The sequence below is a fragment of the Natrinema saccharevitans genome (assembly GCF_001953745.1).
Classification (GTDB): domain Archaea; phylum Halobacteriota; class Halobacteria; order Halobacteriales; family Natrialbaceae; genus Natrinema; species Natrinema saccharevitans.
Map to the genome: position 1 here is coordinate 2056999 of NZ_LWLN01000001.1, position 24407 is coordinate 2081405.

General features: G+C 64.3%; 23 protein-coding genes and 1 tRNA gene. 11 read left to right on the plus strand and 13 right to left on the minus strand.

Going from position 1 to position 24407, the window contains the following annotated elements; translation table 11 throughout:
* Positions 1-34: 34 nt before the first annotated feature.
* Positions 35-226 carry a hypothetical protein gene (locus A6E15_RS10425; protein WP_076146049.1) on the plus strand — a complete coding sequence of 64 codons (192 nt, stop codon included), beginning with the start codon at positions 35-37 and terminating at the stop codon, positions 224-226.
* 83 nt (positions 227-309) lie between these two features.
* Here the strand turns inward: A6E15_RS10425 and A6E15_RS10430 are convergent, their stop codons facing one another.
* The gene (locus A6E15_RS10430; protein WP_076146052.1) at positions 310-504 is read right to left on the minus strand and encodes a XapX domain-containing protein; all 195 of its coding nucleotides are present in this window, start codon (positions 502-504) and stop codon (positions 310-312) included.
* A gap of 255 nt (positions 505-759) precedes the next feature.
* Here A6E15_RS10430 and A6E15_RS10435 point away from each other — a divergent pair, with 255 nt between their 5' ends.
* The gene (locus tag A6E15_RS10435) at positions 760-984 is read left to right on the plus strand and encodes a helix-turn-helix domain-containing protein (RefSeq protein WP_076146053.1); all 225 of its coding nucleotides are present in this window, start codon (positions 760-762) and stop codon (positions 982-984) included.
* Between the two features lie 342 nt (positions 985-1326).
* On the opposite strand, the gene A6E15_RS10440 is transcribed toward A6E15_RS10435, so the two are convergent.
* Together A6E15_RS10440 and A6E15_RS10445 are read right to left on the minus strand one after the other, a co-directional pair.
* Positions 1327-2142 carry an HD domain-containing protein gene (locus tag A6E15_RS10440; protein ID WP_076146055.1) on the minus strand — a complete coding sequence of 272 codons (816 nt, stop codon included), beginning with the start codon at positions 2140-2142 and terminating at the stop codon, positions 1327-1329.
* 59 nt (positions 2143-2201) lie between these two features.
* Positions 2202-2681, minus strand: coding sequence for a redoxin domain-containing protein (locus tag A6E15_RS10445; protein WP_076146056.1), 480 nt, complete (start codon positions 2679-2681; stop codon positions 2202-2204).
* Positions 2682-2912: 231 nt separating this feature from the next.
* Between A6E15_RS10445 and A6E15_RS10450 the strand changes: the two genes are divergently transcribed.
* A complete protein-coding gene (locus A6E15_RS10450; protein WP_076146058.1) occupies positions 2913-3212 on the plus strand; it encodes a Sec-independent protein translocase subunit TatA/TatB in 300 nt (99 codons plus the stop codon).
* A 16-nt stretch (positions 3213-3228) separates the two neighbouring features.
* A tRNA-Arg gene (locus A6E15_RS10455) sits at positions 3229-3301 on the plus strand.
* A 330-nt stretch (positions 3302-3631) separates the two neighbouring features.
* Here the strand turns inward: A6E15_RS10455 and A6E15_RS10460 are convergent.
* Together A6E15_RS10460 and A6E15_RS10465 are read right to left on the minus strand one after the other, a co-directional pair.
* Positions 3632-4873: an acyl-CoA dehydrogenase family protein gene (locus A6E15_RS10460; RefSeq protein WP_076146060.1), complete on the minus strand. Its 1242-nt coding sequence runs from the start codon at positions 4871-4873 to the stop codon at positions 3632-3634.
* Positions 4874-4987: 114 nt separating this feature from the next.
* Entirely contained in the window at positions 4988-5755 is a 768-nt protein-coding gene (locus tag A6E15_RS10465) for an SDR family NAD(P)-dependent oxidoreductase (protein ID WP_076146061.1), read from the minus strand.
* Positions 5756-5972: 217 nt separating this feature from the next.
* On the opposite strand from A6E15_RS10465, the gene A6E15_RS10470 reads away from it, so the two are divergent.
* From A6E15_RS10470 to A6E15_RS10500, 7 genes are read left to right on the plus strand one after another with little or no spacing between them, the layout of a single operon-like run.
* Positions 5973-9866: an ATPase, T2SS/T4P/T4SS family gene (locus tag A6E15_RS10470; protein ID WP_076146063.1), complete on the plus strand. Its 3894-nt coding sequence runs from the start codon at positions 5973-5975 to the stop codon at positions 9864-9866.
* Complete coding sequence (locus tag A6E15_RS10475) at positions 9863-11926, plus strand: type II secretion system F family protein (protein ID WP_076146065.1); 2064 nt, start codon at positions 9863-9865, stop codon at positions 11924-11926. The genes A6E15_RS10470 and A6E15_RS10475 overlap by 4 nt, the downstream gene beginning before the upstream one ends.
* Before the next feature lies 1 nt (position 11927).
* Positions 11928-12458 carry a DUF7287 family protein gene (locus tag A6E15_RS10480; RefSeq protein WP_076146066.1) on the plus strand — a complete coding sequence of 177 codons (531 nt, stop codon included), beginning with the start codon at positions 11928-11930 and terminating at the stop codon, positions 12456-12458.
* Between the two features lies 1 nt (position 12459).
* Complete coding sequence (locus A6E15_RS10485) at positions 12460-13062, plus strand: DUF7288 family protein (protein ID WP_076146067.1); 603 nt, start codon at positions 12460-12462, stop codon at positions 13060-13062.
* On the plus strand, positions 13056-13478 hold the full coding sequence (locus tag A6E15_RS10490) for a hypothetical protein (protein ID WP_076146068.1): 423 nt from the start codon (positions 13056-13058) through the stop codon (positions 13476-13478). The genes A6E15_RS10485 and A6E15_RS10490 overlap by 7 nt, the downstream gene beginning before the upstream one ends.
* On the plus strand, positions 13475-13948 hold the full coding sequence (locus tag A6E15_RS10495; RefSeq protein ID WP_076146070.1) for a DUF7266 family protein: 474 nt from the start codon (positions 13475-13477) through the stop codon (positions 13946-13948). The genes A6E15_RS10490 and A6E15_RS10495 overlap by 4 nt, the downstream gene beginning before the upstream one ends.
* Positions 13945-14721 (plus strand): DUF7289 family protein, encoded by a 777-nt coding sequence (locus A6E15_RS10500; protein WP_076146072.1) that lies wholly within the window; start codon positions 13945-13947, stop codon positions 14719-14721. Before A6E15_RS10495 ends, A6E15_RS10500 begins: the two co-directional genes overlap by 4 nt.
* A 13-nt stretch (positions 14722-14734) precedes the next feature.
* Here A6E15_RS10500 and A6E15_RS10505 read toward each other — a convergent pair whose 3' ends face one another.
* From A6E15_RS10505 to cheY, 8 genes are all read right to left on the minus strand, one after another.
* Positions 14735-15943 (minus strand): hypothetical protein, encoded by a 1209-nt coding sequence (locus A6E15_RS10505; RefSeq protein WP_076146074.1) that lies wholly within the window; start codon positions 15941-15943, stop codon positions 14735-14737.
* Positions 15944-16032: 89 nt separating this feature from the next.
* On the minus strand, positions 16033-16917 hold the full coding sequence (locus A6E15_RS10510; protein WP_076146075.1) for a CheR family methyltransferase: 885 nt from the start codon (positions 16915-16917) through the stop codon (positions 16033-16035).
* Positions 16914-17435, minus strand: coding sequence for a chemotaxis protein CheD (locus A6E15_RS10515; protein WP_076146077.1), 522 nt, complete (start codon positions 17433-17435; stop codon positions 16914-16916). Before A6E15_RS10515 ends, A6E15_RS10510 begins: the two co-directional genes overlap by 4 nt.
* A complete protein-coding gene (locus tag A6E15_RS10520; RefSeq protein ID WP_076146078.1) occupies positions 17432-18700 on the minus strand; it encodes a chemotaxis protein CheC in 1269 nt (422 codons plus the stop codon). The genes A6E15_RS10515 and A6E15_RS10520 overlap by 4 nt, the downstream gene beginning before the upstream one ends.
* Positions 18697-19302 (minus strand): chemotaxis protein CheC, encoded by a 606-nt coding sequence (locus tag A6E15_RS10525; protein ID WP_066298150.1) that lies wholly within the window; start codon positions 19300-19302, stop codon positions 18697-18699. The genes A6E15_RS10520 and A6E15_RS10525 overlap by 4 nt, the downstream gene beginning before the upstream one ends.
* Positions 19303-19333: 31 nt before the next feature.
* Positions 19334-22843 (minus strand): Hpt domain-containing protein, encoded by a 3510-nt coding sequence (locus A6E15_RS10530; protein ID WP_076146080.1) that lies wholly within the window; start codon positions 22841-22843, stop codon positions 19334-19336.
* Positions 22836-24041: a chemotaxis-specific protein-glutamate methyltransferase CheB gene (gene cheB / locus A6E15_RS10535; protein ID WP_076146082.1), complete on the minus strand. Its 1206-nt coding sequence runs from the start codon at positions 24039-24041 to the stop codon at positions 22836-22838. The genes A6E15_RS10530 and cheB overlap by 8 nt, the downstream gene beginning before the upstream one ends.
* Entirely contained in the window at positions 24038-24400 is a 363-nt protein-coding gene (gene cheY / locus A6E15_RS10540) for a chemotaxis protein CheY (RefSeq protein WP_006181855.1), read from the minus strand. The genes cheB and cheY overlap by 4 nt, the downstream gene beginning before the upstream one ends.
* Positions 24401-24407: the final 7 nt, after the last annotated feature.

Consider the following 24407-nt stretch of genomic DNA (forward strand, 5'->3'; position numbering starts at 1 on the left):
ATCGTTTATATGTCTCACGGCCGACATCGAAGCAATGATCGATGACCGAACCGGTCTCCTGTGGACCGCGATCGTCGGCTGTCTCCTCGTCGGCGTCGGCTACGTTCTCTACAGCCAACTCTCGCCGACGCTTCGCCCCCTCGCGGTGCTGATATTCGCGCCGCCGCTCGTCCTGCTGACGATCCGATGGCTCGCGGTGCGCTCGGCGACCGGCGACTCGACGTAACTCATATAGTAGCCGCTGCAACGATTCACACACTGATCGCAGCGCTGTCGTGCGATCAGGTGTGCAATGACGTTGAGTGGCTACTATAGTCCGAGCGTCTCGACGAGATCGATCCCAAGATCGAAGTACGCGATCAGTTTGTAGCCGAGATAGATCCCGACGACCCCCATGATGCCCGGGAGTTCCGGCGGGGCCGGGATCGGGACGTTGAGAAACCGAAACAGCGCGCCGGTCACCACTCCGGTGAGCAACGCGAGGACGGTAAGCTGGGTCGTCATCTGCTACTACTCTCGAATCCGTCCACAAAAGCGGTCGGTCTGTATGCATCAACTCTCGTAATCTCGTTGCTCGGTAGCACCCAACAACGGTACGACGATCGCCTATACAACCGCTCGAGGGCAGCCTATCGGTCTGACTGTCAGTTTTCGACTATCGACGTACTATCTATCGACACGAGTGATACTCGCTCGCCGCCCTCTTTCGACGATCGTTGTAGAGACCATTTATTATCGTCGAAAAATACAGGGTTCGGTATGACACGATCAGCGACGACGACACCGGACGTATCGCTGCCGACCGATCTCGATTCCGCCCGCGCCAAACTCGTCTTCCTGTATCTCGCCGCGGCCGACGGTGCGACCGCGGACGACCTCCGTGACGACCTCGCCGTCACGAAAGGGACAGTCCTCTCGATTACGGGGACCCTTCGGGAGCGGGGCTACCTCGAGCGCCGGGACGGCCGATACGAACTCGCGTAACGGATACTCGGCCAAATCGAACGGCCGAGAGCGAGGTCCGAGTGCTGCGAGGACCTCGCGACCCGAGGGAGGGCAGGCCGTCACCCGATTACGACCGCGAGCGAGGCCGGAGGCCGAGCGAGCGGGCCGACGACTGACGTGGAGACCCGCGCCGCGGGTCGGAACGGAAGGAAGAGTGTCCTCGTGAACGGAGTGAACGAGGCTCGGAAGACGCAACGCGTCTTCCGGTGCTTTTCATCGAAGCTAAGCGGAGCGAAGCTCCGCGAGGTCCGAGAGAGTTCTGCTCTCTCGAGATTTTGCCGAGGGCCGGCGAAGCCGGTCCGCAGAGCAAAAGTTCGTTCCTTAGAGTTCGATCCGCTCGACCAGCCGTTCGTGGTTTTCGTTCGTGTTGACCGCGACGATGCGAATCTCCTCTTCGAGCCCCGAATCCTCGAGTTTCGCCTTGAGGAGGTTGTCGACCTGGTAGACGCCGGCAGCGTTGGTCATCGCGATCTCGACCATCACGGGCGTGGTATCGCCGGGCTGGAGCGAGACGCGTTTGATCGCCTGGCTCGAGAGGGTGTTGATTCCGCGTCCGCCGGACTCGTAGGGAATCCGCGAACGGCCGCTTTCCATATCCAGCGCGTCGGCGACGCGGATGACGCCGGCCTCGGTCGTCAGGGGCGTCTCGGCGGTGTGGTGACAGAGGATCGCGTGGAGGATCTCGCCTTTCATCCGGACGCGGTCGGCGACGCCGTAGAACTCGGGGAGAATTCGTTCGAGGATGTCCGCGGCCAGCGGGATCGAGTAGTAGGCGTGGCTGTCGCGGTGGACGACGTGGCCCACGTCGTGTAGGGTCGCCGCCAGCGCGATGATGACCGCCTCGTCTTCCTCGTCGAGCCCCTGCTGGCGCGCGCCGTTGAAGTCGACGTCGCCGGCCTTGAGCAGGTCGTAGAGACACAGTGCCCGATTGCGGACGATCTCGATGTGTTTGGTACCGTGATCGTTGTACTGCATCCGATCGACCGCGTTGACGTTCTGGGCCTCGAGATAGGCCGCGATCTCCTCGTCGGTCTCGATGAACTCGAGGACGCGGTGCAGTTTCCCGTCGGGAAAGTGGTGATCGTCGTCGGGGGTGTAGACGTGGTAGGGATCCTCGGCGGCGGCAGAATCGCTCATACGTACTCCTCGGTTGCTGACTAAAAAAGCCCTGCGACGGGTTCCGTTCCGAACCGGCGTTACGACAGGTCCTCGACGGCGGCCTCGACCTCGTCGTAGTCGGGTTCGACGCCGGGATCGTCACTGACCCACGAGTAAGCGATCTGTCCGTCGCCGTCGACGACGAACACCGAGCGCTTGGCGACGCCGTGGACGCCCAGGTCGGCGAAGTCCATCGAGAGGTCGTACTCGTCGATGATCTCCTTGTTGTAGTCACTGATGAGGCCGAACTCGAGACCGTTCTGCTCGCGGAACTCGTTCAAGGTAAACGGCGAGTCGCGACTGACGCCGTAGACGGTGGCGTCGAGGTCGTTGAACGCGGCCAGCCGGTCCTGGAACGTACACATCTCGGTGGTACAGACGCCGGTAAAGGCGCCGGGGAAAAAGGCGAGGACGACCGGTGCCTCGTCCTCGAGGCGCTCCGAGAGGGAGAACTCCTCGATGTCGCCGTTTGCGAGCGGTGCGGTGAAGTCGGGTGCGGCGTCTCCGGTTGCTGCCATCGTCTGACCGTTACGTACAAACCGGAAAGACAGTTTCGCTCCCGGAAGCGATGCGGTCCGATCGGGTCGGTTCGCCGTCGGGATTCGACGACCGATCGACGGGAGCGGCGTCAGTCGACTCGAGACCGATGAAAAGACCGAACTGTGCGCTCAGACGGACTGTCGCGGCCGCATGCTTACCTTATTGCTCCAAAAAGGTTATAATTGCCAGCGGGTAAGCTACGCATAGAGATGGTAGCCGAAATCACACCGCTGTTCATTCCCGGCGGCATGGGGCCTCCGGAACTCGCCATCATTCTCGTCATCGCGGTCTTGCTCTTCGGGGCGAACAAGATCCCGAAGCTCGCGCGATCGACCGGCGAGGCGATGGGTGAGTTCCAGAAGGGCCGCGAAAAGGTCGAATCGGAACTCGAGGAAATGCGCGAGGGCGGTACCGTCAGTGAGGGCGAGACCACCGACGACGAGGAGTTCGTCGACACCGAGCCCGTCACCACCGAAGACGAGACAACCACCGAGACGGAGACCAACTAACGTTCTTTTTCCGCCGGGGCGTGTGGCCTAGCGGACAGGGCAGGAGGTTCCTAACCTTCTGATCGTGGGTTCGAATCCCGCCACGCCCGTACAACGAGCCACGGAGTGGCGAGTGAACCGGCATGGCGGGATTCGAATGAGAGAACGGCGAGCGAAGCGAGCGTTCGCGTGGTTCGATCCCGCCACGCCCATACAGCGAATAGGGAGTGAACCGCCACGCCTGCCGTTCACATCCTCGAGGCGATCCCGGGCGAAATCGATCGCCCGTCGAACCCCGACGGCCGACTCTCGAGGCGACGACACCGGAATGATTCGGCCGGTGACCAACGATTCCGCCCCTAGCCGATCGTGCCACTCGAGAGGGGGCAGGGGGGGGGGTCCGACGGGGGCAGACGAAAAACGCTGCAGCGAACGGTCTGTCAGTGGTCGGCGCTTCGGTCCCGGTTCGGATCGCCAAAGCGGGTCAACGGCTCGAGTTCCTCCTCGGGGACGTCCTCGAAGGCAGCGCGGGCGATGACTCGGCGATGGACTTCGTCAGCACCGTCGACGATGCGGAACTGGCGGACGGATTCGTAAAAATCCGACAGCGGGAGGTCCTTTCCGATGCCGTTGGCACCGCAACACTGTACGGCGAGGTCGACGGCTTCCTGGGTGACGTTGGCCGAGAAGACCTTGCACATGGAGACGGGGACGCGGGCCTCGTCGCCGGCGGCGATCCGGTCGGCGGCGTCGCGGATCCCGGTCCGGGCCATGTGGAGTTTCGTCTCGGCGTCGGCGATCCGGTGTCGGAGCGACTGCTTGTCCGACAGCGTCGAATCGAAGCCCCGGCGCTCGCTGATGTAGGCCTTCGCGATGTCCAGCGACCGCTGGGCCATCCCGGAGTAGCGCATGCAGTGGGTCAAGCGAGCGGGGCCGAGCCGCTCTTGGGCGTGGGTAAAGCCCTCGTTCAGTTCGCCCAGCAGGTGTTCCTCGGGAACGCGGACGTTCTCGTAGCGGATCTCGGCGTGGGACGTGCCGTGATTGCCGCCGCCCATGTGTGGGACGTCGCGGACGACCTCGACGCCGTCGGCGTCGGCGGGGACGAGGAAGAGCGAACAGGCCTCGTAGGGGTGCGCCTCGGGATCGGTTCGGGCGAGGACGATCAGCACGTCGGCCTCCACCCCCTGTGTCGTCCACCACTTGTGGCCGTCGATGACCCACTCGTCGCCGTCTTTCTCGGCGGTGGTCTGAATCATCTTCGGGTCCGACCCCGCCCCCTGCATCGGCTCCGTCATCGAGAAGCCGGACTTGATCTCGCCCTGAACGAGCGGTTCGAGATAGGTCTCTTTCTGCAACTCGTCGCCGGCCAACTCGAGCAAGTGCATGTTCCCCTCGTCGGGGGCGTCGACCCGCATTGCGATCTGTCCGAGCAGACTCCGGCCCGCTTCTTCGAAGGCCGGGAGCGAGTCGCGGAAGGAAAGCCCCATGCCGCCGTACTCCTCGGGGATCTGTGGTGCGTAGACGTCGTACTCGCGGGCGGCTTCGCGAAGTTCCGCGATGGTGCCGCTCGAGACGGCCATCCCGCCGGCTCGTTCGCGTTCGATCGGGAGGACGACCTCCTCCATCAAGTCGTTGGTACGCGCTGCGACCTCGCGTGCTTGGTCACTGTCATTGTAGCGCATAGTGGGGATACCTCCGATCGAAGGCTAAGCGTTTGGAGAACACCCGCGCGGTCACAACTACCCCGTGATTTTTTATGAAGGACTGCTCGAACCGAACCTGATCGGTTCGGGGAGTTATCGAGCCGTCCAGCCGCCGTCGGCCGCGAGGACGGAACCGGTCACGTAGCTGGCGGCGTCGCTCGCGAGGAAGACGACCGGGCCGGCGATCTCCTCGGGATCGGCGAACCGATCCAGCGGCGTGCGATCGACGATCGACTGGCGGAGGCGGTCGTTGTCCTCGAGGTCCTCGGTCAGTTCTGTCGAGACGTAGCCCGGTGCGACGGCGTTGACCCGGACCTCGGGGGCCCAGTCTAAGGACATGCTCTTGGTGAGCCCGACCAGTCCGTGTTTCGAGGCGACGTAGGGGTGCTGGCGCGGCAGGCCGACCAGTCCGCCGACGCTGGCGACGTTGATCACCGAGCCGCCGTCGCTCTCGAGGAGGTAGTCGGCGGCGGCGTGGGTGACCTCGTAGGCCCCGTTCAGGTTGACGTCTAGCACCCGATCGAGGCTCTCGGTCTCGACGTCTTCGGGTCGACCCAGCGCGTCGTCGGGGTTGAAGCCGGCGTTGTTGACGACGATGTCGACGCCGCCAAACTCGTCGGCCGCCCGGTCGATCACGTCGCCCACGGCGTCGGGATCGGTCACGTCCGCGGGGACGGCGACGGCGTCGCCGCCTGCGGCCTCGATGTCCGCGGCGACGGACTCGATCTCGCCCGTCGATCGGGCGCTCGGGACGACCGCTGCACCCGCGTTCGCCAACTCGACGGCGATCGCGCGGCCGATGCCGCGACCGCCACCCGTTACCACTGCAACTCGTCCCTCGAGATCGAAGAGGTCGCTCATCGGTCCCTCGTTTCGTGGGTACCCACGTCAAGCTTTTCGCGCGGCTGGCCGTCGACTGTCGGCTTCCCCCAACGGACACCGTTGTCAGCGTGTCAATCGGTGAACCTAAATCCACCTCGAGCGAGCTGTAACCGATAGAAAACAGCAGGACAGCGAATTATCAGAACTGGTAATAGGTGGATGAATTTTTTGAGGGGTGAGCGTTCGTGTAGGGGCAATGGCTATTGACGAGGCCGACCAATCGGACGCCGGGGACTTTTCTGAGGGGGAAGCGTCCGACCCTGCGTCGGAAGACGAGCGGACCCACGAGCCGTCGGAACGGGACTCGAGCGTCCGCGTCGGCGAGTACACGTGGGAAGCGTTCATGGAGGAACACGGACACGGGGACGAGGTCGCCGACCTGTACCCGGACGAGCCCGCGGAGGGCGACGACCAGCTCGGGCTCGACACCGACGAGGACGTCGGGTCGGTCGTCCCGAGCGGGGACGACTGGAACGACGTCGAGTTCGACCCCGAGGAATACCTCGGTCACCACCCCGACGACCTCGAGGACACCGTCCTCCCGATTGCGGGAGACAACGGCGAGACGATCTGGGACGCCTACTGGGAGTACGCCAATCCCGAGACGACGCCGGTCGTCAAGGACACCTGGACGTGGGAACACTACAAGTGGGAGTACTACTACGAGGACGACGGGAGCCGTCCGCGGGACGGCGACGGCGAGATCGTCCGTCACGACAGGGAGGAGGCGCTCGGTTTCGATCCCGAGACCCTCGAGAACCGGCTCGCGGCGGGCAACGACGCCGCGCTGGAACTCGACGACATCGTCGAGGAACGGACCGTCAACATCCAGGACGAGATCGATGAAGACGAGTTCTTCTCGACGGCTGCTGGCAATACGACCGTCTCGAACCGATACGATCTCGAGAAGGCGGTTCCCTTCGAGAAGAAGACTCACTTCCGTGAGGTCGAGCGCTACTGGGTCAACAAACCCTACGCCTTCGTCGTCATCTTCCACTCGGAAAAGGAAAACGAGAAGAAGTACTACATGGTCGAGCCCTACCAGAACGAGATCGAGACGGAACTCAAGGAGTTCCTCTCGGGCAAGCTCAGGACGGCCATCAAATACTCCGAGGACGGAATCAAGGAGAAAGCGACCGAGGACGGCCGGCGGACGGTCATCGAGGACGAAACCCGACGGCTGCTCGAGCGGTACGATCTCTTCGAGGCGACCTCCGAGAAGGCGTCGAAAAGCATGCTCGAGACGCTCCGTGGCCTCCTCGACGATCCGGAGGACGTCGAGGTCGAAGACGTCGGTCCGAGTCAACTCGATGGGATCGAGGTCCGGCCCGAGCCGGCGATCCTCGCGGACGATCCGGACACGTTGAGCGAGTATCAGGTCGAGAAGCTGCTGTACCTGCTCAAACGCGACTTCATCGGCTACGAACGGATCGACGGGATCAAACACGACATCAATGTCGAGGACATCTCCGTCGACGGTTACAACTCGCCGGTGTTCGTCTATCACTCCGAGTACGAACAGATCATCACGAACATCTACCACGGGAAAGACGAACTGGACGACTTCGTCGTCAAGCTCGCACAGCGGTCCGGAAAAGGCATTAGTAAGCGGCTCCCGCAGGTCGACGCGACCCTGCCCGACGGCTCGCGTGCCCAGTTGACCCTCGGGGAGGAGGTGTCCGATCACGGGACCAACTACACGATCCGCCAGTTCAAGGACGTCCCCTTCACGCCGATCGACCTCATCAACTGGAACACCTTCTCGCTCGACGAGATGGCCTTCCTCTGGCTGGCCATCGAGAACCACAAGAGCCTGATCTTCGCCGGCGGGACCGCCTCGGGGAAGACCACCTCGCTGAACGCCGTCTCGCTGTTTATCCCGAGCAGCGCGAAGATCGTCTCGATCGAGGACACCCGAGAGGTCGAACTGCCACAGCGCAACTGGATCGCCAGCGTGACACGCCCTTCCTTCGCCGACGACGAACAGGGCGATGTCGACGAGTTCGACCTGCTCGAGGCCGCGCTCCGCCAGCGCCCCGACTACATCGTCATGGGCGAGATTCGCGGCGAGGAGGGTCGGACCCTGTTCCAGGTCATGTCGACCGGTCACACTACGTATACGACCTTCCACGCCGACTCCGTCGACGAAGTCCTCAAGCGGTTCACAACGGACCCGATCAACGTCTCGAAGACGATGTTCACCGCGCTGGATCTGGTGTCGATCCAGACCCAGACCCGGGTGCAAGGACACAAGGTCCGCCGAAACAAGTCCCTGACCGAGATCAACCACTACGAGGCCGAACACGACGAGATCAACGTTCAGGACGTCTACCAGTGGCAGGCCGAGACCGACGAGTTCCTCAAGATGGGTGACTCGAACACCTTGGAGGAGATCCAGTTCGACCGCGGGTGGAGTACGGAGAAACTCGAGGACGAACTGTTCAAACGCGAGGTCATCCTGGCCTATCTCATCAAGAACGGGCTGAACACGTACGCGCAGGTCGCTGCGACGGTCCAAGCGTTCATCAACGATCCCGACACCATCCTGACGCTGATCGCGAACGGGCAACTCGAGGACAGCCTCGAGGACCTCCGCGAGATGGAGAGTGTCCTGATCGACGTCGACCAGGAGAAAGAGGAGTTGGTCCCCCGGCCGGAAGCGACCGACGAGACGTACAACATCTCGATGGACATCCTCGAACGGGCCGAGGAGTCGCTGTTCGAGGAGTACCGCGGCAAGGTACCGAGCGGGCTTGCAAGCGCGCTCGGCGATATCGAGGAGGAAAGCACGATCGAGGTCGACCAGGCCGACAGCGACGAGTTCGACTTCGAGGGTGACGTCGACGAGAGCGTCGACGACACGGAGTGGGAACTCGGCGATAGCGACGCGACGTTCGCCGTCGAGGGTGGCGACGAGGCTGTCGACGAACCGGCGTGGCTCAGCGAAGACACCGGCTTCGAGATCGGGGATGACGACGGGACCGCGACGGGCGGTGGCGGTATCGAGGCCGACGCCGCCGGTGCCCCGGCGGACACGGCTCCCGATACCGGCGAGACCACCGAACTCGAGCCGAGTGCTGACGGGTCTGCGACGGGCGCCAGCGCTCGCTCGAGCGAGGACTCGGCCGTCGCTGCCGGGGTCGATACCGAGGCGTCGACCGCAGACGCCGCGCCGGATCGCTCACGGACCGGGAGTCAGTCGGCCGCCGCCAACAGCACGACATCCGGGAAACGAGCCGACCGCGACTCGGCGCTGATGCCCACTGAAGACGCCGAAGACGGCGATCTTGGCGGCCTGTTCGACGACATGGGCGAGACGATCGACGAACTGGGGGAGCCGACGGAGTCCGGTCGGCCGGCCGGTGGGGACGGGGCCGCGGCGGGCCGGCCCGACACCTCCGGCTTCGATTCGATGTTCCCCGAGGACGATCTCGACTCGATCTTCGATCCGGAATCGGACGACGGTGGGGGACACGAGGGAAGCCCACGGGGCGACCACCCCCCGAACGCCCCCGACAGCGACACCGCGTCGGCCACATCGACGGACGCGTCGGCGACCGATAGGGCCGCCTCGAGCGAGACGACCACACAGTCGGGGGAGGTCGACGTCGACGAGGCGTCACCGTCGGAGCCGGAGCCACCGACGATCGACGTCGGCGAGCCGTCGTCGGACGACGTGGGAGCGACCGACGCCGTCGATGAGGGGGGCGACGACGAGCCCGCGGACGCAACGGCGGTCGAACCGCCGACGATCGAGATCGACGAAAGCGGTTCGGACCCGCCGGACGGCCCCGATAGCGGCGACGGGGACGAAGCCGCTTCCGACTCGGCTGCCACGAATACGGACGGCTCGCCGCCGAACGACCCGTCTGCTGGGGGCGACGACTCCGCGGCGGACGAGGAGTCGATCTTCGGCGGGAGGTCGGACTCGATCTTCAGCGACGAGGCCGACGACGACGATGACGGCGGTTCGCTCTTCGACGGCGGTGACGACGATGACGAGACGATATTCAGGGATGAGGAAGATGAATCGAGCGACGACGACGGCATCTTCGACGCCGGAGATGCGAACGAGGACGGAGACACATGAGCCTCCAACGGGACGACGGCGGCGGGACGGGGATGTCGGCGAGTTCCAACGCCCTCGGTGATCGGTTCTACCCGCTCTACGACCGGCTGTTCGGCGAGGACAGCGAGTTCGTCGCGGACGTCGAGACGAAACTCGCACAGGCCCGGATGACCGACACGGTCGAACTCTACCTCTCCCGAGCGCTCGGCATCGGCTTCATTAGCGGACTGAGCCTCTGGTTGATCGGGCTGATGATCGGCTACGGGCTCTTCGCGCTCGGACTGCTTGCGAACGAGCCGTTGCTCGGGATTCCGGTCGGGGAGGGGCTGTTACTCGATATCATTAACTTCCTTCGTGTCCCCGCAGTCGTCTTCTTCAGCGGCCTCATTTTCGGTTCGATTGGTTTTGCGTTCGGGTTCGGCTCGATGGTCGCGATCCCCTACTCGCGGGCCTCGAGCCGGAAACGCGAGATCAACATGCTGTTGACCGATTCGGTCTCGTTCATGTACGCCCTCTCGGTCGGCGGCCTGAACCAACTCGAGATCATCGAGGCGATGGCCGAGGCCGACGACACCTACGGCGAGGTCGCCCGGGAGTTCCAGAGCATCGTCAAGGAGACGGAGTACTTCGACATCGACTACCGGACGGCGATCCGAAAACAGGCACTCGAGACGCCCAGCGACGACCTCTCGCAGTTTTTGACCGACATGCTCTCGATCGTCAACAGCGGCGGTGACATGGAGGGCTTCCTCGAGGACAAGAAGGAAAAGCACATGCGGACCGCCAAGCAGGAACAGGAGCTGACCCTCGAGACGCTCGAGCTGTTCGGCGAGATGTACATGACGCTGTCGCTGTTCCCGCTGTTGCTGATCATCATCATGGTGATCATGCAGATGATCCCGAACGCCGACGTCTCGGACCAGATGCTGTATATGGTCGTTTACGGCCTGATCCCGATGATCGGCGTCGGATTCATCGTTCTGGTTTCGACGGTCAAACACGACGAACCCGGTGACGGCTATCTCACGATGGGTAACACCGATCAGCGGACCGAAACGGGACAGGAGGGCGGCCTGCTGAGTCTCGGCCTCGTCGAGCAGTTCACCGGCGAACACAGCGTCTTCGACCGGATCAAGAATCGAGAAGGAACCCACGAGACGATCGAAGTCCTGCGCCAACCCCACCTCTTCTTCCGGGACCATCCGCTCGTCACCCTCGCACTGACCGTCCCGATCGCGCTCGTCATCGTCGTTACGGCGATGGTAAACGGCTCGGCCCCGACCTCGTGGGACGAGATGCTCGACGCCCCGATCTGGGGGACGTTCATCTATCTCTACGTGCCGCTGTATATCACGGCGCTGCCGCTCTCGATCTTTCGGGAGTGGAACGTCCGGCACCGAAACGCCGTCGTCAACAAGCTCTCGGAGGACCTCCGGAAGCTCTCGAGTTCCAACGACACGGGGCTGACGCTGCTGGAATCACTCAAGGCCGTCTCGGACACCACGAGCGGCAAATTAGCCCGGGAGTTCGAGATGATGCACACGAAGGTCAACTACGGGATGAGCCTGACGGAGGCACTCATCGAGTTCAACAACAAGTATCACATCCCGCGGCTGGCCAGGACGACGCGGCTGATCACCGAGGCACAGGAGGCGTCGAACCAGATTTCGGACGTCCTCCGGACGGCCGCGACCGCCAGCGAGAACCACGACGACATCGAACGCGAACGCAAGTCACGCACCCGCATGCAGATCGTGATCATCATCATGACGTTCATGACCGTGCTTGCGGTGATCGCGATCCTCAAGACCCAGTTCATCGACACGATGGCCGGGCTCGAGACCGGCGACAGCGGTGGCGGTGGCGGGGCCGCCGGCGGCGGTGCGATGCAGGGGGCGAACCTGAGCGAGAACATCGACGTCAATATGCTGTCGGTGTTGTTCTTCCACGCGGTGACGCTGCAGGCGATCATCTCCGGGTTCATCTGTGGCTACATCCGGGACGCGGACCTGCTGAGCGGCCTGAAGTACGCGATCGGACTGTCCGCAATCGCACTCATCGGCTGGACGCTGGTGGCCTAACATGACCGGGAACCGAACGCGCGATCGACGCCCAGATCGAGGGGACGAACGCGGACCGCTGGTGGCCTCGAGTCGGTCGGTGACCGAGCGCGATCGGGGCCAGACCACGCAGGACTTCGCAATCGGGATCGGGATCTTCCTGCTGGCGCTTGCGTTCGTCTTTCTGTTCCTGCCGTCGGTCGTGACGCCCTTTGAGTCGTCGGTCGGCGACGCGGAGACGGCACAGGCCGATCGGATCGCCGATCGGATCGTCAGCAACGCCTCGACCGAAACGCCGAACGAGATCGACGATACCAAATTCGACAAGTTCACCGCTGCGGACTTAGAATCTGAACTCGGACTCCGGTCGTCCGATGAGGTCAGGGTAGACAAGGTCAACGTGACCGTCTGGAATCTCGAGGACGGAACGAGAGTCGAGACGGGCGGTGACCGGTACGACGACCAGCCGGCGGAAATGTCCGCCCGTATCGTCACGTTCGACGAATCAATCGACTGCGAGCCCGCTTGTCGGCTCGTCGTGAGGGTTTGGTAATATGACCGGGATGGATTCTCCGTATCGATCGACGACGGATCGGGGACAAGCCTACACGCTCGAGGGATTCATCGGTGCGATGATCGTGTTGATGGCCGTGCTGTTCGCGTTGCAATCGGCCGCAGTAGCGCCGTCGACGGGTGGCGACCGAGCGGTTCAGCCCTATGTTCAACAGGAGATACAAGACGCGCTGGTCGTCGCTGCGACGGCCGACGACGAGAATCTCTCGTATATGGTTCGTCACTGGCATGATGACGGATTCGAAGACGCCGACAACGACGACGTAACGTACGACGAGTCGACGTTCAAAAGCGAGTTCGTCCTCGGTTCAATCCTAGAACGGCGATTCGGGGACACACGGAGCTACAACGTGGAACTTCACTCGCAAACCAACGAAACATACGACCTGGTCGATCAAGGAACGCCGCCGTCGGGCGCCGTCACTGCGAGTTACACCGTCACGATATACGACGATCAAAACGTTACCGGCGACCTCCAGTCGGATCAAACCGTTTCGAACGTTAGCGGACCGATCTCTGATGTCGCCGACGGCAACGACGAGACGCTCTACAACGTCGTCGAAGTACGGGTGATCGCATGGTAGCCGACCGGCAGCCCCGCGGACAGATCATCCTCATCGGTGCGATCTCGCTCGCGTTCATCATTCTGGGGATCGTCGTCGTCTTCAACGGCGTACTCTATACCGAGACCCTCTCTTCGGGGCCGGTGAGTCAGAGCGGACCGGACGCGACCGTCACCGACCTCGAGATCGAACGGGGAGTCAGCTGTGCGCTCGCGAAAGGAGGTAACGGGAAATCGAACGTGTCGGCGTTCAACGACGCCTATCGCAACATGACGGGTGAATCGAGGCCGGTGGCCGTGAATGTCAGTGATCTGGATGTCAATATGACTCCCTCGGATCCACGGGCCACGATTACTATCACGTACGATTCTCATGAGAGCAGTTACGAACGAAATCGAACGATCACTGCGTCCGATTGCCCGACGGAGGAGCCATGATCGAGTCACGAAGGGAACGCGATCGTGCGGTCTCGATCTCGATCACGCACGTCCTGACGGTCGGGATCACGACCATCCTGATCGCAATGCTGTTGACCAGTGCCAGCACGATGCTTGATATCGAGAGCGAACGCAGTACCGAGTCGTCCCTCGAGACGATCGGTGAGCGACTCGCCAACGAGATCGGTAACGTCGATCAGATCGCAGACGAGAATACGACGGTCGACGCCACCGTCACTCATCCGCGTACTGCAGGGAGTTCGAGATATACGGTAACTGCAGCCCCATCGAACTGTGGACCGTTGATCGAGGGTGAGACCGATTGTCTGAAACTGACGGCACAAAGCGTGGACGTCACCGTGTACGTCCCAATCAAGACCGACGCGGACCTCGAGGGTACGTCGACTGGCGGAGCCATCGAGATACAGTCCGATGGAGACGAAATCTCGATTACGGAGGAGGAGCGATGATCCCGCGCCGCGACCTTCGGGAGACCGGGACGTCCGACGCCGACCGTGCCGTATCGGACATGATCGCGTTCGTCCTCGTGTTCGCGATTATCATCGGCTCGGTCGGGTTGCTCTCGACGGTCGGCTTTCAGGCGATGACCGACTATCAGGAGGGCGAACAGTTGCGAAACGCCGAGCGCGCGATGGTCTCGCTCGCGGACAACTTCAACGACGTGCTTCGCTACGATGGCGTCGAACAACGGGATGGCGAGCTTTCACTTCGGGGCGGAACGGTAGCGATCGGTGGCGGTGGAACGACGGTCAACGTTACCGCAGACGGGAATGACGATCCGCTGGGCGATACTGACCTCGGCACGTTCACGTACGAACACGATTCGACGCGGATCGCGTACGAGGGTGGCGGCGTCATCAGAAGCACCGACTCCGGAAGCGTCGTCGCCAAACGGCCGCAATTGCGCTGTAATACCGACGGTTCGGGGCCGGATACGGCGATCGTCTCGTTTGTTACGGTCGACGCGGCCGAGAGGGCGATCCAGAGCGACGGGGGACAGGAATTTACCATCTCCAAGGACGGATCCCCCGTCCGACGCGTCGAGGAGTATTCCGATGCAACCGTTACCGTTCACGTCGATACGGACTACGAACGGGCGTGGGCGTCGAACCCCACGTACGGCGACTGGGACGTCGAGGAACGCAACAATCCCGTCGAACTCCGGTGTCAGGACGTGGACCGACTCGTGATCACCGTCGTTCCCGTCGACATCAACTACTGACCGGCTCACGTCGTCACCGGTCTTCGGCCCAGTCGCCGGTCAGCATCGCCCGCAGCCCCGCGCGGTCAGCCAGTGCTTTGACGCGGGCGGCTCGCTGATCGACGCTACCGGCGGTCTCGAGCGCGAGGCCGTTCGAGAGCCGCTTCGGTGCCGCCATCGGTGAGCCGTCGGCGCCGACGGGGTCGTCGTTGAGGACCGCGCGGTCGCTCCCGTCGGGACGCCACGGCGGATCGATCCCGGCGAGACCGCGATCGAGGAGGTATTCGGCAGCCTCGACCAATGCGCCGTCCGACGTCGAGTGGCCGATCGCGCCGATCGACCCGCGCTCGTTGAAAAACCGGACGACGTACTCGCCGTCCTCGCCCCGCTCGTCGTCCCGTTTTTCCGAACTGCTGTCAGTTTCGGTGTCGGCCCCCCCGTCCCGAGATCCGTCCGTCGACTCGTCGTGTTCGGCTCCGGTCGAGTCGGCCGCCTCGAGCGCGGCGTCGCCGGCCGCCGTCGGTGACTCGGCCGTTCCCTCACGAGTCGGACCGTCGTCGGTGATCGCCGATTCGCTGAACTGGACCGAGACGTCCGGGCCGTCGCCCGGGGCCGGCTGCTCCTCGGCGAACGCGACGACGAGCTGGTCGAGAAACCGCTCGGCTGCGGCCTCGAACTCGGGAGCGTAGGCCTCACCCTGTGCCGTCGCTGCCGTGAGCCGGTCGACGATCGATTCGACGAGGACCGGCCGTTCGACGGCGAGTTGTCTGGCGACCAACTCCCGCGAGTGACGCTCGAGGCGGCCCCCGAGCGTCGATCGCGTGTAGGTGGCAAGCGCCGACTCCTCGTCGGGGAGGTCGGCGAGCCGGACGGTGCGGTAATCGATATCTGACGTCCCCGCCAGCAGGAGAGAGTCGCGACCGTTCGTGTAGATTGCCCGGTCGACGCCGGTCCAGGCCATCGCCCGTCTGAGTGCGTTCGCCCGACGGCCGTCCAGCGAGTCGGTCGCGGGTTCGACGGCGACGAACAGCGCCGGCATCGAGTCGACGGTCGGGACGTACTCGAGGCGGACGTCGTCGACGTCCCGATCGGTCAGACACGAGTCGGCCCGGACGCCCCAGCCGAGCGTCTCGAGGAGGGGCTCGACGAGCCACCTGCGGGTGTCCCGCAGGGTGGTCGGCGGCGAGGCGTCGACCAGTGCCTCGGCGCGAGCGGTGTAGGAGCGAATGTCGAGGGGTGGCATTCGTCGGGAGTAGTCGGTCGACCGCCATGTAACGTCCGGTCGACTGCAGGCGGCGAGCGACGGGACCGCGGTCGCGTTCGAGTGGACTACTAGTCCGTCGCGGTCGGCTTTTCTCGCTGGTAGATCCGAAGACGAGCCTCGCGGACATCGAAGGCCGACTGGAGGTTCGGCGGGATGGTTTCGGCCTTCCCGATGACGAGATAGCCCGACGGCCGGAGCGACCGGGCGATGGTCTCGAGCATGGAGCGTTTGTACGCGTTGTCGATGTAGATGAACAGGTTCCGACAGACGACGAGGTCGAATCCGGACTTCGGCTCGTCGTTGATCAGATCGTGGCGCTGAAAGCGGACGTTCGTCCGAACGTCGTCGGCGATCCGGTAGCGTCGGCCGTCGACGTCGACGTACTGCCGATAGTCGTCGAGAAAGGAAAGTTGCTCGTCCAGATCGATCGTCCGCGACTCCTCGTAAACGCCCTCGCGGGCCGTCTCGAGCGCCGGCCGCGAGATGTCGGTCCCGAGGACGTAGACCGACGACTCGTCGATCTCGGGATCGTCGTGGGCGAGCATCGCGATCGAGTAGGGTTCGCGCCCGTCGGCACAGGCGGCGCTCCACACCCGGATCGGGCCGTTTCCCGAGAGCCGTCGGAGGACGGTCCGGATCCCCTCCCAGACGTCCGGGTTCCGAAAGAACCCCGTGACGTTGATGCTCAACGCCTCGAGCAACGCCTCCCGTTCGTTCGGGTCTCGCCGGAGCAACTCGAAGTACGACTCGTAGGAGTCACACTGGGTGCGTCGCATCCGGGAGGAGACGCGCCGGTCGAGATAGCTGTCGTTGTAGTGACTGGTAGCGAAGGAGAGTTCCTCCTCGACGAACGCCAGCAGTTCCGTGAACGTCTCCTCGTCGTCGTCGCCGGTGTCGTCGAGAGGGAGATCCAGATCCTCGGGATCGATCTCGCCGGCACCGTCGCCGATCACAGTTCCGTCACTCCGTTTTCGTCGTCGCCGTCGGAGGTCTTCACGACGAGGGTTCCGGTTCCGGGCGTGAACTCGACGGTGCGGCCGTGTTCGCCGCCGACGTCTTCGGCCTCGAGGGGGACGCCGAGTTTCTCGAGTTCCTCTTTGGCGGCGGCGATGTTGCGCTGGCCGACGCCGTCGCCGAAGCTTTCGAACTCGAACATGTCGCTGCCGCCGGCGATCTTAGCCTCGACGGCGGTGTAGTTGGCCCCCTGTTCGACCATTCGGCGCAGTAGCGCCCGGATGGCCGTGTCGGCGTACTTACCCGGTTTGCGGTCGCTGTTGTCGGCGGCGTCGCCGTCGGGCAACATGACGTGTGCCAAGCCGCCGATCGCCGATTGCGGGTCATACAGGGCGATCGCCAGACACGAGCCCAGCCCGTAGGATTTGAGCGTGTCGTCACCGTCGCTGACGACGAGTTCGGAGATGCCGACCTGGACCGGCGTCGGTGCGCCCGGTTCGGTACCGTAGGTCTTCATGTGGTATCGACTTCCTGGAACTCCGCCGTCGTCTTGGCGTCTTCGATCCGATCGACGTCCAGGTTGTTCAGCGCCCGCTCGAGGTCCGATTCGTCCGGGATTGCGTACACTTCACAGTCGAACTCGCGGCCGTCGGCCACGACGACCGTGTCGAAGACGAACGCGAAGTCCTGGTTCTCGCCGAGCTGGATGATGACGGGATCGACTGCCGCGGCACCCATGTCGTGGATGAACTCTGGAGTCGAGTGATCGATCGTCGTGTCCAGGACGTTCGCCCAGCCGTCGAGAAAGCCGCTGGCCATGATGTTGCCCAGTTCCTTGATCGCGCTAGTCCCCATCTCGCCGAAGCCGTCTTCGTCGACCTCCATCGGGACCATCGCGTCGACGATCTCGTGGGCAGACTCCTCGTCGAACAGGAAGAGCAGGTAGCCGCTTGGCATCCCGTCGAACTCGAAGGCGACGCCGACGAGTTTCTCCTCGGCGACCTGCTCCGGAATGGCCTCGAGCGAGACGAAGTTGAGCCGCCGGATCTCGACGCTGGTGTCGATGCCGGTCAGCGTCGTGGCGGTCTCTGCGACTTCCTCCGCGCCGCGTTCGGCCATTCGGTCGAACCCGTCTAGCTTGTCGTACTCGATGCCCTCGCTGGTTCGCAGTCGCTCTAAGAGCTTCGACATCGACTCCCGTTTCGGGAACAGGTAGTGGTTGAACCCGACCTCGGTGCCGACGGTCTCGATCCGACTCTGGAAGAGCAAGGCGAAGTCGTCGTCGCCCGGCGCTTCGTCGATGTCGCCGAAGAACGGCTCCGCGGAGACCCCCTCGACGAACTCGGGCGTCGAGACGTCGATGACGGCCTCGAGGACGTCGGCCCAGCCGTCGATGAACCCGCTGTTTATGATGTGGCCGACCTCCGTCGCGGCGCTTTCGGTCATCTCGTCGAACTCGTCGGTTTCGCCCGCGTCGCCCTCGATCTCCGCGTCGGGGCCGGCCTCGGCCAGCAGCGTCTCGACGACTCGGAACGCGCTCTCGCGTTCGAAAACGACGACCGAGTAGCCCTCGATCGCGCCGGTGAGTTTGACGCGGACGCCGACCTTCTCGGTCGAGTCCTCGAAATCGCGCCGAATCTCCTGGCCGCGCATGAAGTTGAGTTTCGTGACGCCGACCTGCGTCTCGACGCCCATCATGTGGGTCAGTCGGCCGGCCGCGATCCCGGCACCCTCTCGAGCCATTCGGTAGAACGTGCCGAGTGCGTTGACGTCGAGTTTCATGCGGGTTGGACTTCGATGCCGTTGACCATTTCCACGAACTCTTCCAAGTCCGGGAACGCGTAGATCTCCGCCTCGATCTGGTAGCTCGGGACCGACAGATCGGAGTCGAAGAACAGCGCGAGGTCGTCGCCGCCGAGGCTCGCGGTCCGGGTGACGATTTCGCCCGTCGGGGCGTAGACCAACTGTGGCGCGGCGATGTCGATCGCCCGGCCTAGCACGTCGGCCCAGCCGTCGATGAAGCCGCTGGCCATCATGTTGCCCATCTCTTCGACGGCGCTACGGGCCATCTTGCCCGAAACGTCGCCCATGTCGTCGACGACATCACGCAGCATGATCGCCGTGATCTTCTTGGCGCTGGCCTCGGGGAAGAGGATCAGGATGTGTCCGTGTGGGGGGTCGAGCAGCCGGACCCGAACGCCGACGCGCTTCCCGGCATCGAGCTGTGACTCGATGTCGTCGACGTCGATGAAGTTTGTCTTGGTCACCTCCATCTGGGAGTCCTCGCCGGTCAGTTTGCTCATGTTGTCGGCGACGCCGTTCGTCCCGACCTTCGCCATCTCGTTTATGAAACTCAGCTTTCGAATGTCGACCATCATCGTCATTGATTCCTCCGTAGGGTTGGGTGTTGTTCGTTCATAGTGTCGTCACGTCCAGGATGTTGACTACCTCCCCCCGTCCACGAACCGTCGCGCCGCTGATTCCGGGGACGCCGCTCATGAAGCCCTCGAAGGGCTTGACGACGACTTCCTGTTGGCCGCTGACCCGATCGCAGTGCAGCGCGACCTCGCGGACGTCGTCGCGGATGCGAACGACCATGCCGTTCCCGTTCGCGCCGGCCCCCGGCGTCTCGAGGACGTCGGCCAACGAGACGACGGGATAATCGCCGTCCTCGCCGGGAAGGATCGACTCGGCGCCCGCGGTTTCGATCGCCGCGGCGGACTCGATGTCCCGGACCGCCTTGGTCGGGACGCCGAACTCCTCGCCGCCGCTTTCGACGAAGAGGATCTCGTCGATCGCGACCGTCACCGGCAGTTCCATCGTCACCGTCGTTCCCTCGCCGGCCTCGCTGTCGATCGAGACCGTCCCCTCGAGGTCCTCGACGGTCCGCTTGACGACGTCCATCCCGACGCCGCGGCCGCTGACGTCGGTCACCTCCTCGGCCGTCGAGAGGCCGGGATGGAAGATGAGATCGTAGGCGTCCTCGTCGGGAAGTTCGGCGGCTACCTCGGACTCGAGGACGCCCGCCTCGACCGCTTCGTCGCGGAGCCGATCGGGGTCGAGCCCGCTGCCGTCGTCTTCGACGGTAATCGTCACACGATCGCTCGCACGGTCGGCGTGAACTTCGACGCTGCCCTCGCTGGGTTTGTCGGTCGCTTCGCGCTCGGCGGGCGGTTCGATCCCGTGGTCGACGGCGTTGCGAACCAGGTGGATCAGCGGGTCGCCGATTCGGTCGAGGATACTCCGGTCGAGTTCGACGTCCTCACCGGTCATCTCGAAGGCGACCTCTTTGTCCTGCTCGCGAGCGATGTCGCGGACGACCCGCGGCAGGCGGTTCGTGACCGTCCGCAGCGGGACCAGTCGGATGTCCATCACCGTCTCCTGCAGGTCGGTCGTCAAGTCCGACAGCGCGTCGAGTTCCGTCTCGAGCGCGTCGTTGTTGTCGTCGGCCTCGGCCGCGTGCCGGAGCCGAACGCGACTGGTCACCAGTCCCTCGACGAGGTTCAGCAGGGAGTCGACCTGCTCGATGTCGACCCGGACCGACTGGCTCTCGTCGGCCTCGTCTTCGTCGGGCTGGATGTCGGTGTCGGGCACCTCGACGTCCGGAATCTCGAACTCGGGTTCCTCGACGATCCGAACGACGTCGTCCTCGCCGTCGTCATCGTCGGCGTCGGCGTCGTCATCGAACGACGATTCGGTCCCGGATGCGGGTTCGTCGGTCGACGAGCCGAAGTCGGTCTCGATGTCGAACGCGTCGGTATCGCCGAACGCGTCGTCCTCGAGTCCGTCGTCGATATCGTCATCGAAGCCGCCGAACGCGTCGGCTTCGTCCTCGAGGTCGACGGAATCGGCCGACACCTCGAACGCGTCGTCGGTGTCGAACGAGTCGGCAGCGGCGTCGAGCGACTCGTCGCCGAAGGCGTCGTCGTCGGCCGCCTCGAACGCGTCGTCGAACCCGGTCGACGGTTCGAACCCGTCGTCGTCGCCGAACGAACCGTCGGTCGCGTCGGCGTCGGCATCGGTGTCGGTAGCACTGCCGTCGGCGTCAGCGGTCTCGAGACCGTCGTCGACGGCGTCGGCCCCAGCGGTGACGGTGTCGGCCTCCTCGAAGTCGGTCCCGGTATCGGCGTCCGTGACTTCCACGTCGTCGGCAGGAGCGTCGTCGACCGCGGCCGGTTCGTCGTCGGGACGGTCGGTCGCCGCCGCCTCGAGGTCGGTATCGTCAGTGCCGGCCGCCGCCGAGACGCCGTCGGCGTCGGGCGCTGCCGTGTCGTCGGACTCCGTCGACTTATCAAGCGCCGTCTCTGGTTCGTCGGGCCCCGCTGCCGTCACTGGTTCGTCGGCTTCGGTATCGGCCGACTCGGCGGTGCCCTCGTCCGGCTCCGGCGAGCCCGCGGTAGCGGGTTCGCCGGGCTCCGCTGTCGTTGCTGTTTCGGCGTCGTCGGCCGGTTCGGTTTCGGCGGCGTCGTTCGTCGCCTCGTCAGCTGTCGGCTCGTCCTCGAAGCCGAACGACGGCTCGTCGCGCTCGGCCCCGCTCTCGAGGGCGTCGGAAGCGGGCGCAGCGACCGCGTCGGTAGCGGTCGTTTGCTCGGCGTCCGCTGCGTCGTCGGCGTCGTCGCCTCCCGACTCGACGGCCGCCGGTTCCGTCTCCGCGTCGGCCTCGGCGTCGACGAGCACGTCGTCGACCGCGCTCTCGGTGGGCTCCTCGCCCTCGAGGAACGCCTCGTCGTCGGCCTCCTCGCCGAGGAGATCGTCCATGTCGACTTCCTCCTCCTCGTCGAACTCGTCGAACTCGAGTTCCTCGAGTTCGTCCTGGAGTTCGTCGAAGCCGACCATCTCGACCTCGTCTTTGAGTTCGTCGAAGACCGCGCTGGCGTCCTCGACCTCGTCGTCGGCCGCCGATGCAGCGCCGTCGGCTCCATCGGACGCTGCGTCGGCCTCGCGGTGGTCGGCCGGCGGTTGGCCCGGCTCGGCCTCGAGTTCCGCGACGTCTTCCTCGTCGAGCAGGTCGTCGAAGGAACCGGCCTCGCCCATGTCCTCGAAGGCGTCGAGGTCCTCGTCCTCGACGTCCTCGACCATCTCGTCTAAGTTGTCGAACTCGTCGAACTCGTCGAGGAGTTCGTCGACCTCGAGGTCCTGGGCGTCGGCCGACGAGATGTCCTCGGCCGTGACGTCGCCGGAGTCGTCCGCCGGCGCGGCCTCGAACCGATCGTCCACGTCGACGATCTCGAAGTCGTCGACCTCCTCGACGGGCTCGAGCCCGGAGGCGATCGCGGCTTCGCCGACCGCGGTCGCGAAGACGGCGTCGAAGCCACGGTCGTACTCGTCGGCCTCGATCCGATCCTGGGACGGGGCGGTCCCAATCAGCTCGAAGGCGTCGATCAGCGCGTCGACGACCAGTTTGCCGTTGTTGACGCCCTCCCGTTCGGCGATCTCGAGGCGGACGAGATAGACGTCCCGGTCGTCGTCGGTCGGGGGCGCGAACCGCGAACAGATCTCGTCGATCTCCTCGGGCGTCGGCGACGCGAGCCCGGCCGGCATCTCGTCAGCATCGCCTTCGAGGTACTCCCGGACCGCGTCGATGGTCGCCGACGGATCGGTGTCGATCTCGCCGTCGGCGGCGACCTCGTCGATCATCGTCTCGAGTTCGTCGACCGCGTCGAAGACGACGTCCATCAGCTCCGGCGTTACCTCGATGTCGCCCCCGCGGACGGCGTCGAGTAAGTCCTCGATCGCGTGTGCGAGATCGCTGGCCGACTCCAGTCCCATCGCCCCGCAGTTGCCCTTGAGCGTGTGTGCGATCCGGAAGATCTGCTCCATCGCCTCCTCGTCGTCCGGGTCCCGCTCGAGGGTCAACAGGGCGTTGTTCAGTTCCGTGATTCGTTCTTCGCTCTCCTGAACGAAATCCGTCAGATAATCACTCATCGTTCTCACCGTCCGTCGTGAACGCGTCGACGATCGCGTCGGTGATGCCGTCGGCGGGCGCGACCGTATCCACGCAGCCAGTTTCGATTGCCTGACAGGGGATGCCAAAGACCGGACTCGTCGCCTCGTCCTGTGCGATCGTGTGGCCGCCGGCGGCGTCGATGGCTTCGATGCCGGCCGCGCCGTCGCGGCCCATCCCGGTCATGACGACGCCACAGAGCGGGTCGGTAACCCGGGCGGCGACGCTTTCCATCGTCACGTCGATCGACGGCCGGACGCCGTGTACCCGTTCGCCGTCGTCGAGTCGCAGGCGGAGCCGTTCGCCGACGTTGCTCGCTACCTCGAGGTGGACGCCACCCGGCGCGACGGCCGCTTCGCCGGGGGCCAGTCGCTCGTGGTCCGTAGCCTCGCTTACGTCGTACTCGCTGCGTGCGTCGAGGCGTTCGGCGAACCGATCGGTAAACCCCGGCGGCATGTGCTGGACCACCAGAACCTTCGCCTCGAGGGCGGCCGGGAGCCGCTCGAACAGCTGTTCGATGAGCTTCGGGCCGCCGGTCGACGCGCCGATGACGACCGTCGGGGCGGTCTCGGTTTCGCCGTCGACGGTCACGGGCGTCGCGCCCTCCTCGAGTCCGGGTCCGGAACCGACGCCGGGCACGGCGGGGCCGGGCGTCGATCGATCGGACACCTGCGTTTCCGTACTCCCGCCGGCGACGGCGTTGCCGGTCGCGGGTTCCCCCGTGCCGGCCCGTCCAGTCCGGGTCGCGTGGGCCGTTGCGGCCGCCCGGGCCAGCGCCATCGAGGACACCTCGGCGGCGGCGAGGTCGTCGACCGCTTCGACGACCTCGTCGGTGAGGTGTGCGATGTTGCGCGAGCCCGAGCCGTCGGGCTTGTGGAGGAAGTCCGCGGCCCCGCGCTCTAACGCGTCGAGCGTGGCCGTCGTTCCCGACTCCGTGTGGACGCTGAGCATAAGAATCGGGGTCGGATTCGACGCCATGATTCGCTCGACGGCGTCGATCCCGTCCATACCGGGCATCTCGACGTCCATCGTCACGACGTCCGGATCGACCGCGGCGGCGCGTTCGACGCCGTTCGCACCGTCTTCAGCCCGTTCAACCTCGTAGCCGGCCTCCTCGAGCGCGTTGCCGATGACTGTCCGCATGAACTTCGAGTCGTCGACAACGAGTACTCGCGTCATGCAGCGACGACGTCCGAGAGGGCCTTTCTGACGCTGGGTTCTTCGAACGGTTTCGTAACGTAGCCGTCCGCCCCAGCTTTTACGGCGAGTTTCATTTTCTCACGCTGTCCGACGCTCGTACACATGATGACGCGGGCGTCCGGGTCGATCTTCTTGATCGCCGCGGTCGCCTTGATGCCGTTGCATTTGGGCATCACGATGTCCATCATAACGATGTCGGGATCGTGTTCTTTGTACAGTTTGACGGCTTCAGCGCCGTTGGACGCCTCTCCGAGGATGCGGTAATCCTGTTCCAAGATCTGACGCAAGAGGTTCCGCATAAAATGAGAGTCGTCCACGATGAGCACCCCTGTCGACATTCAGTAG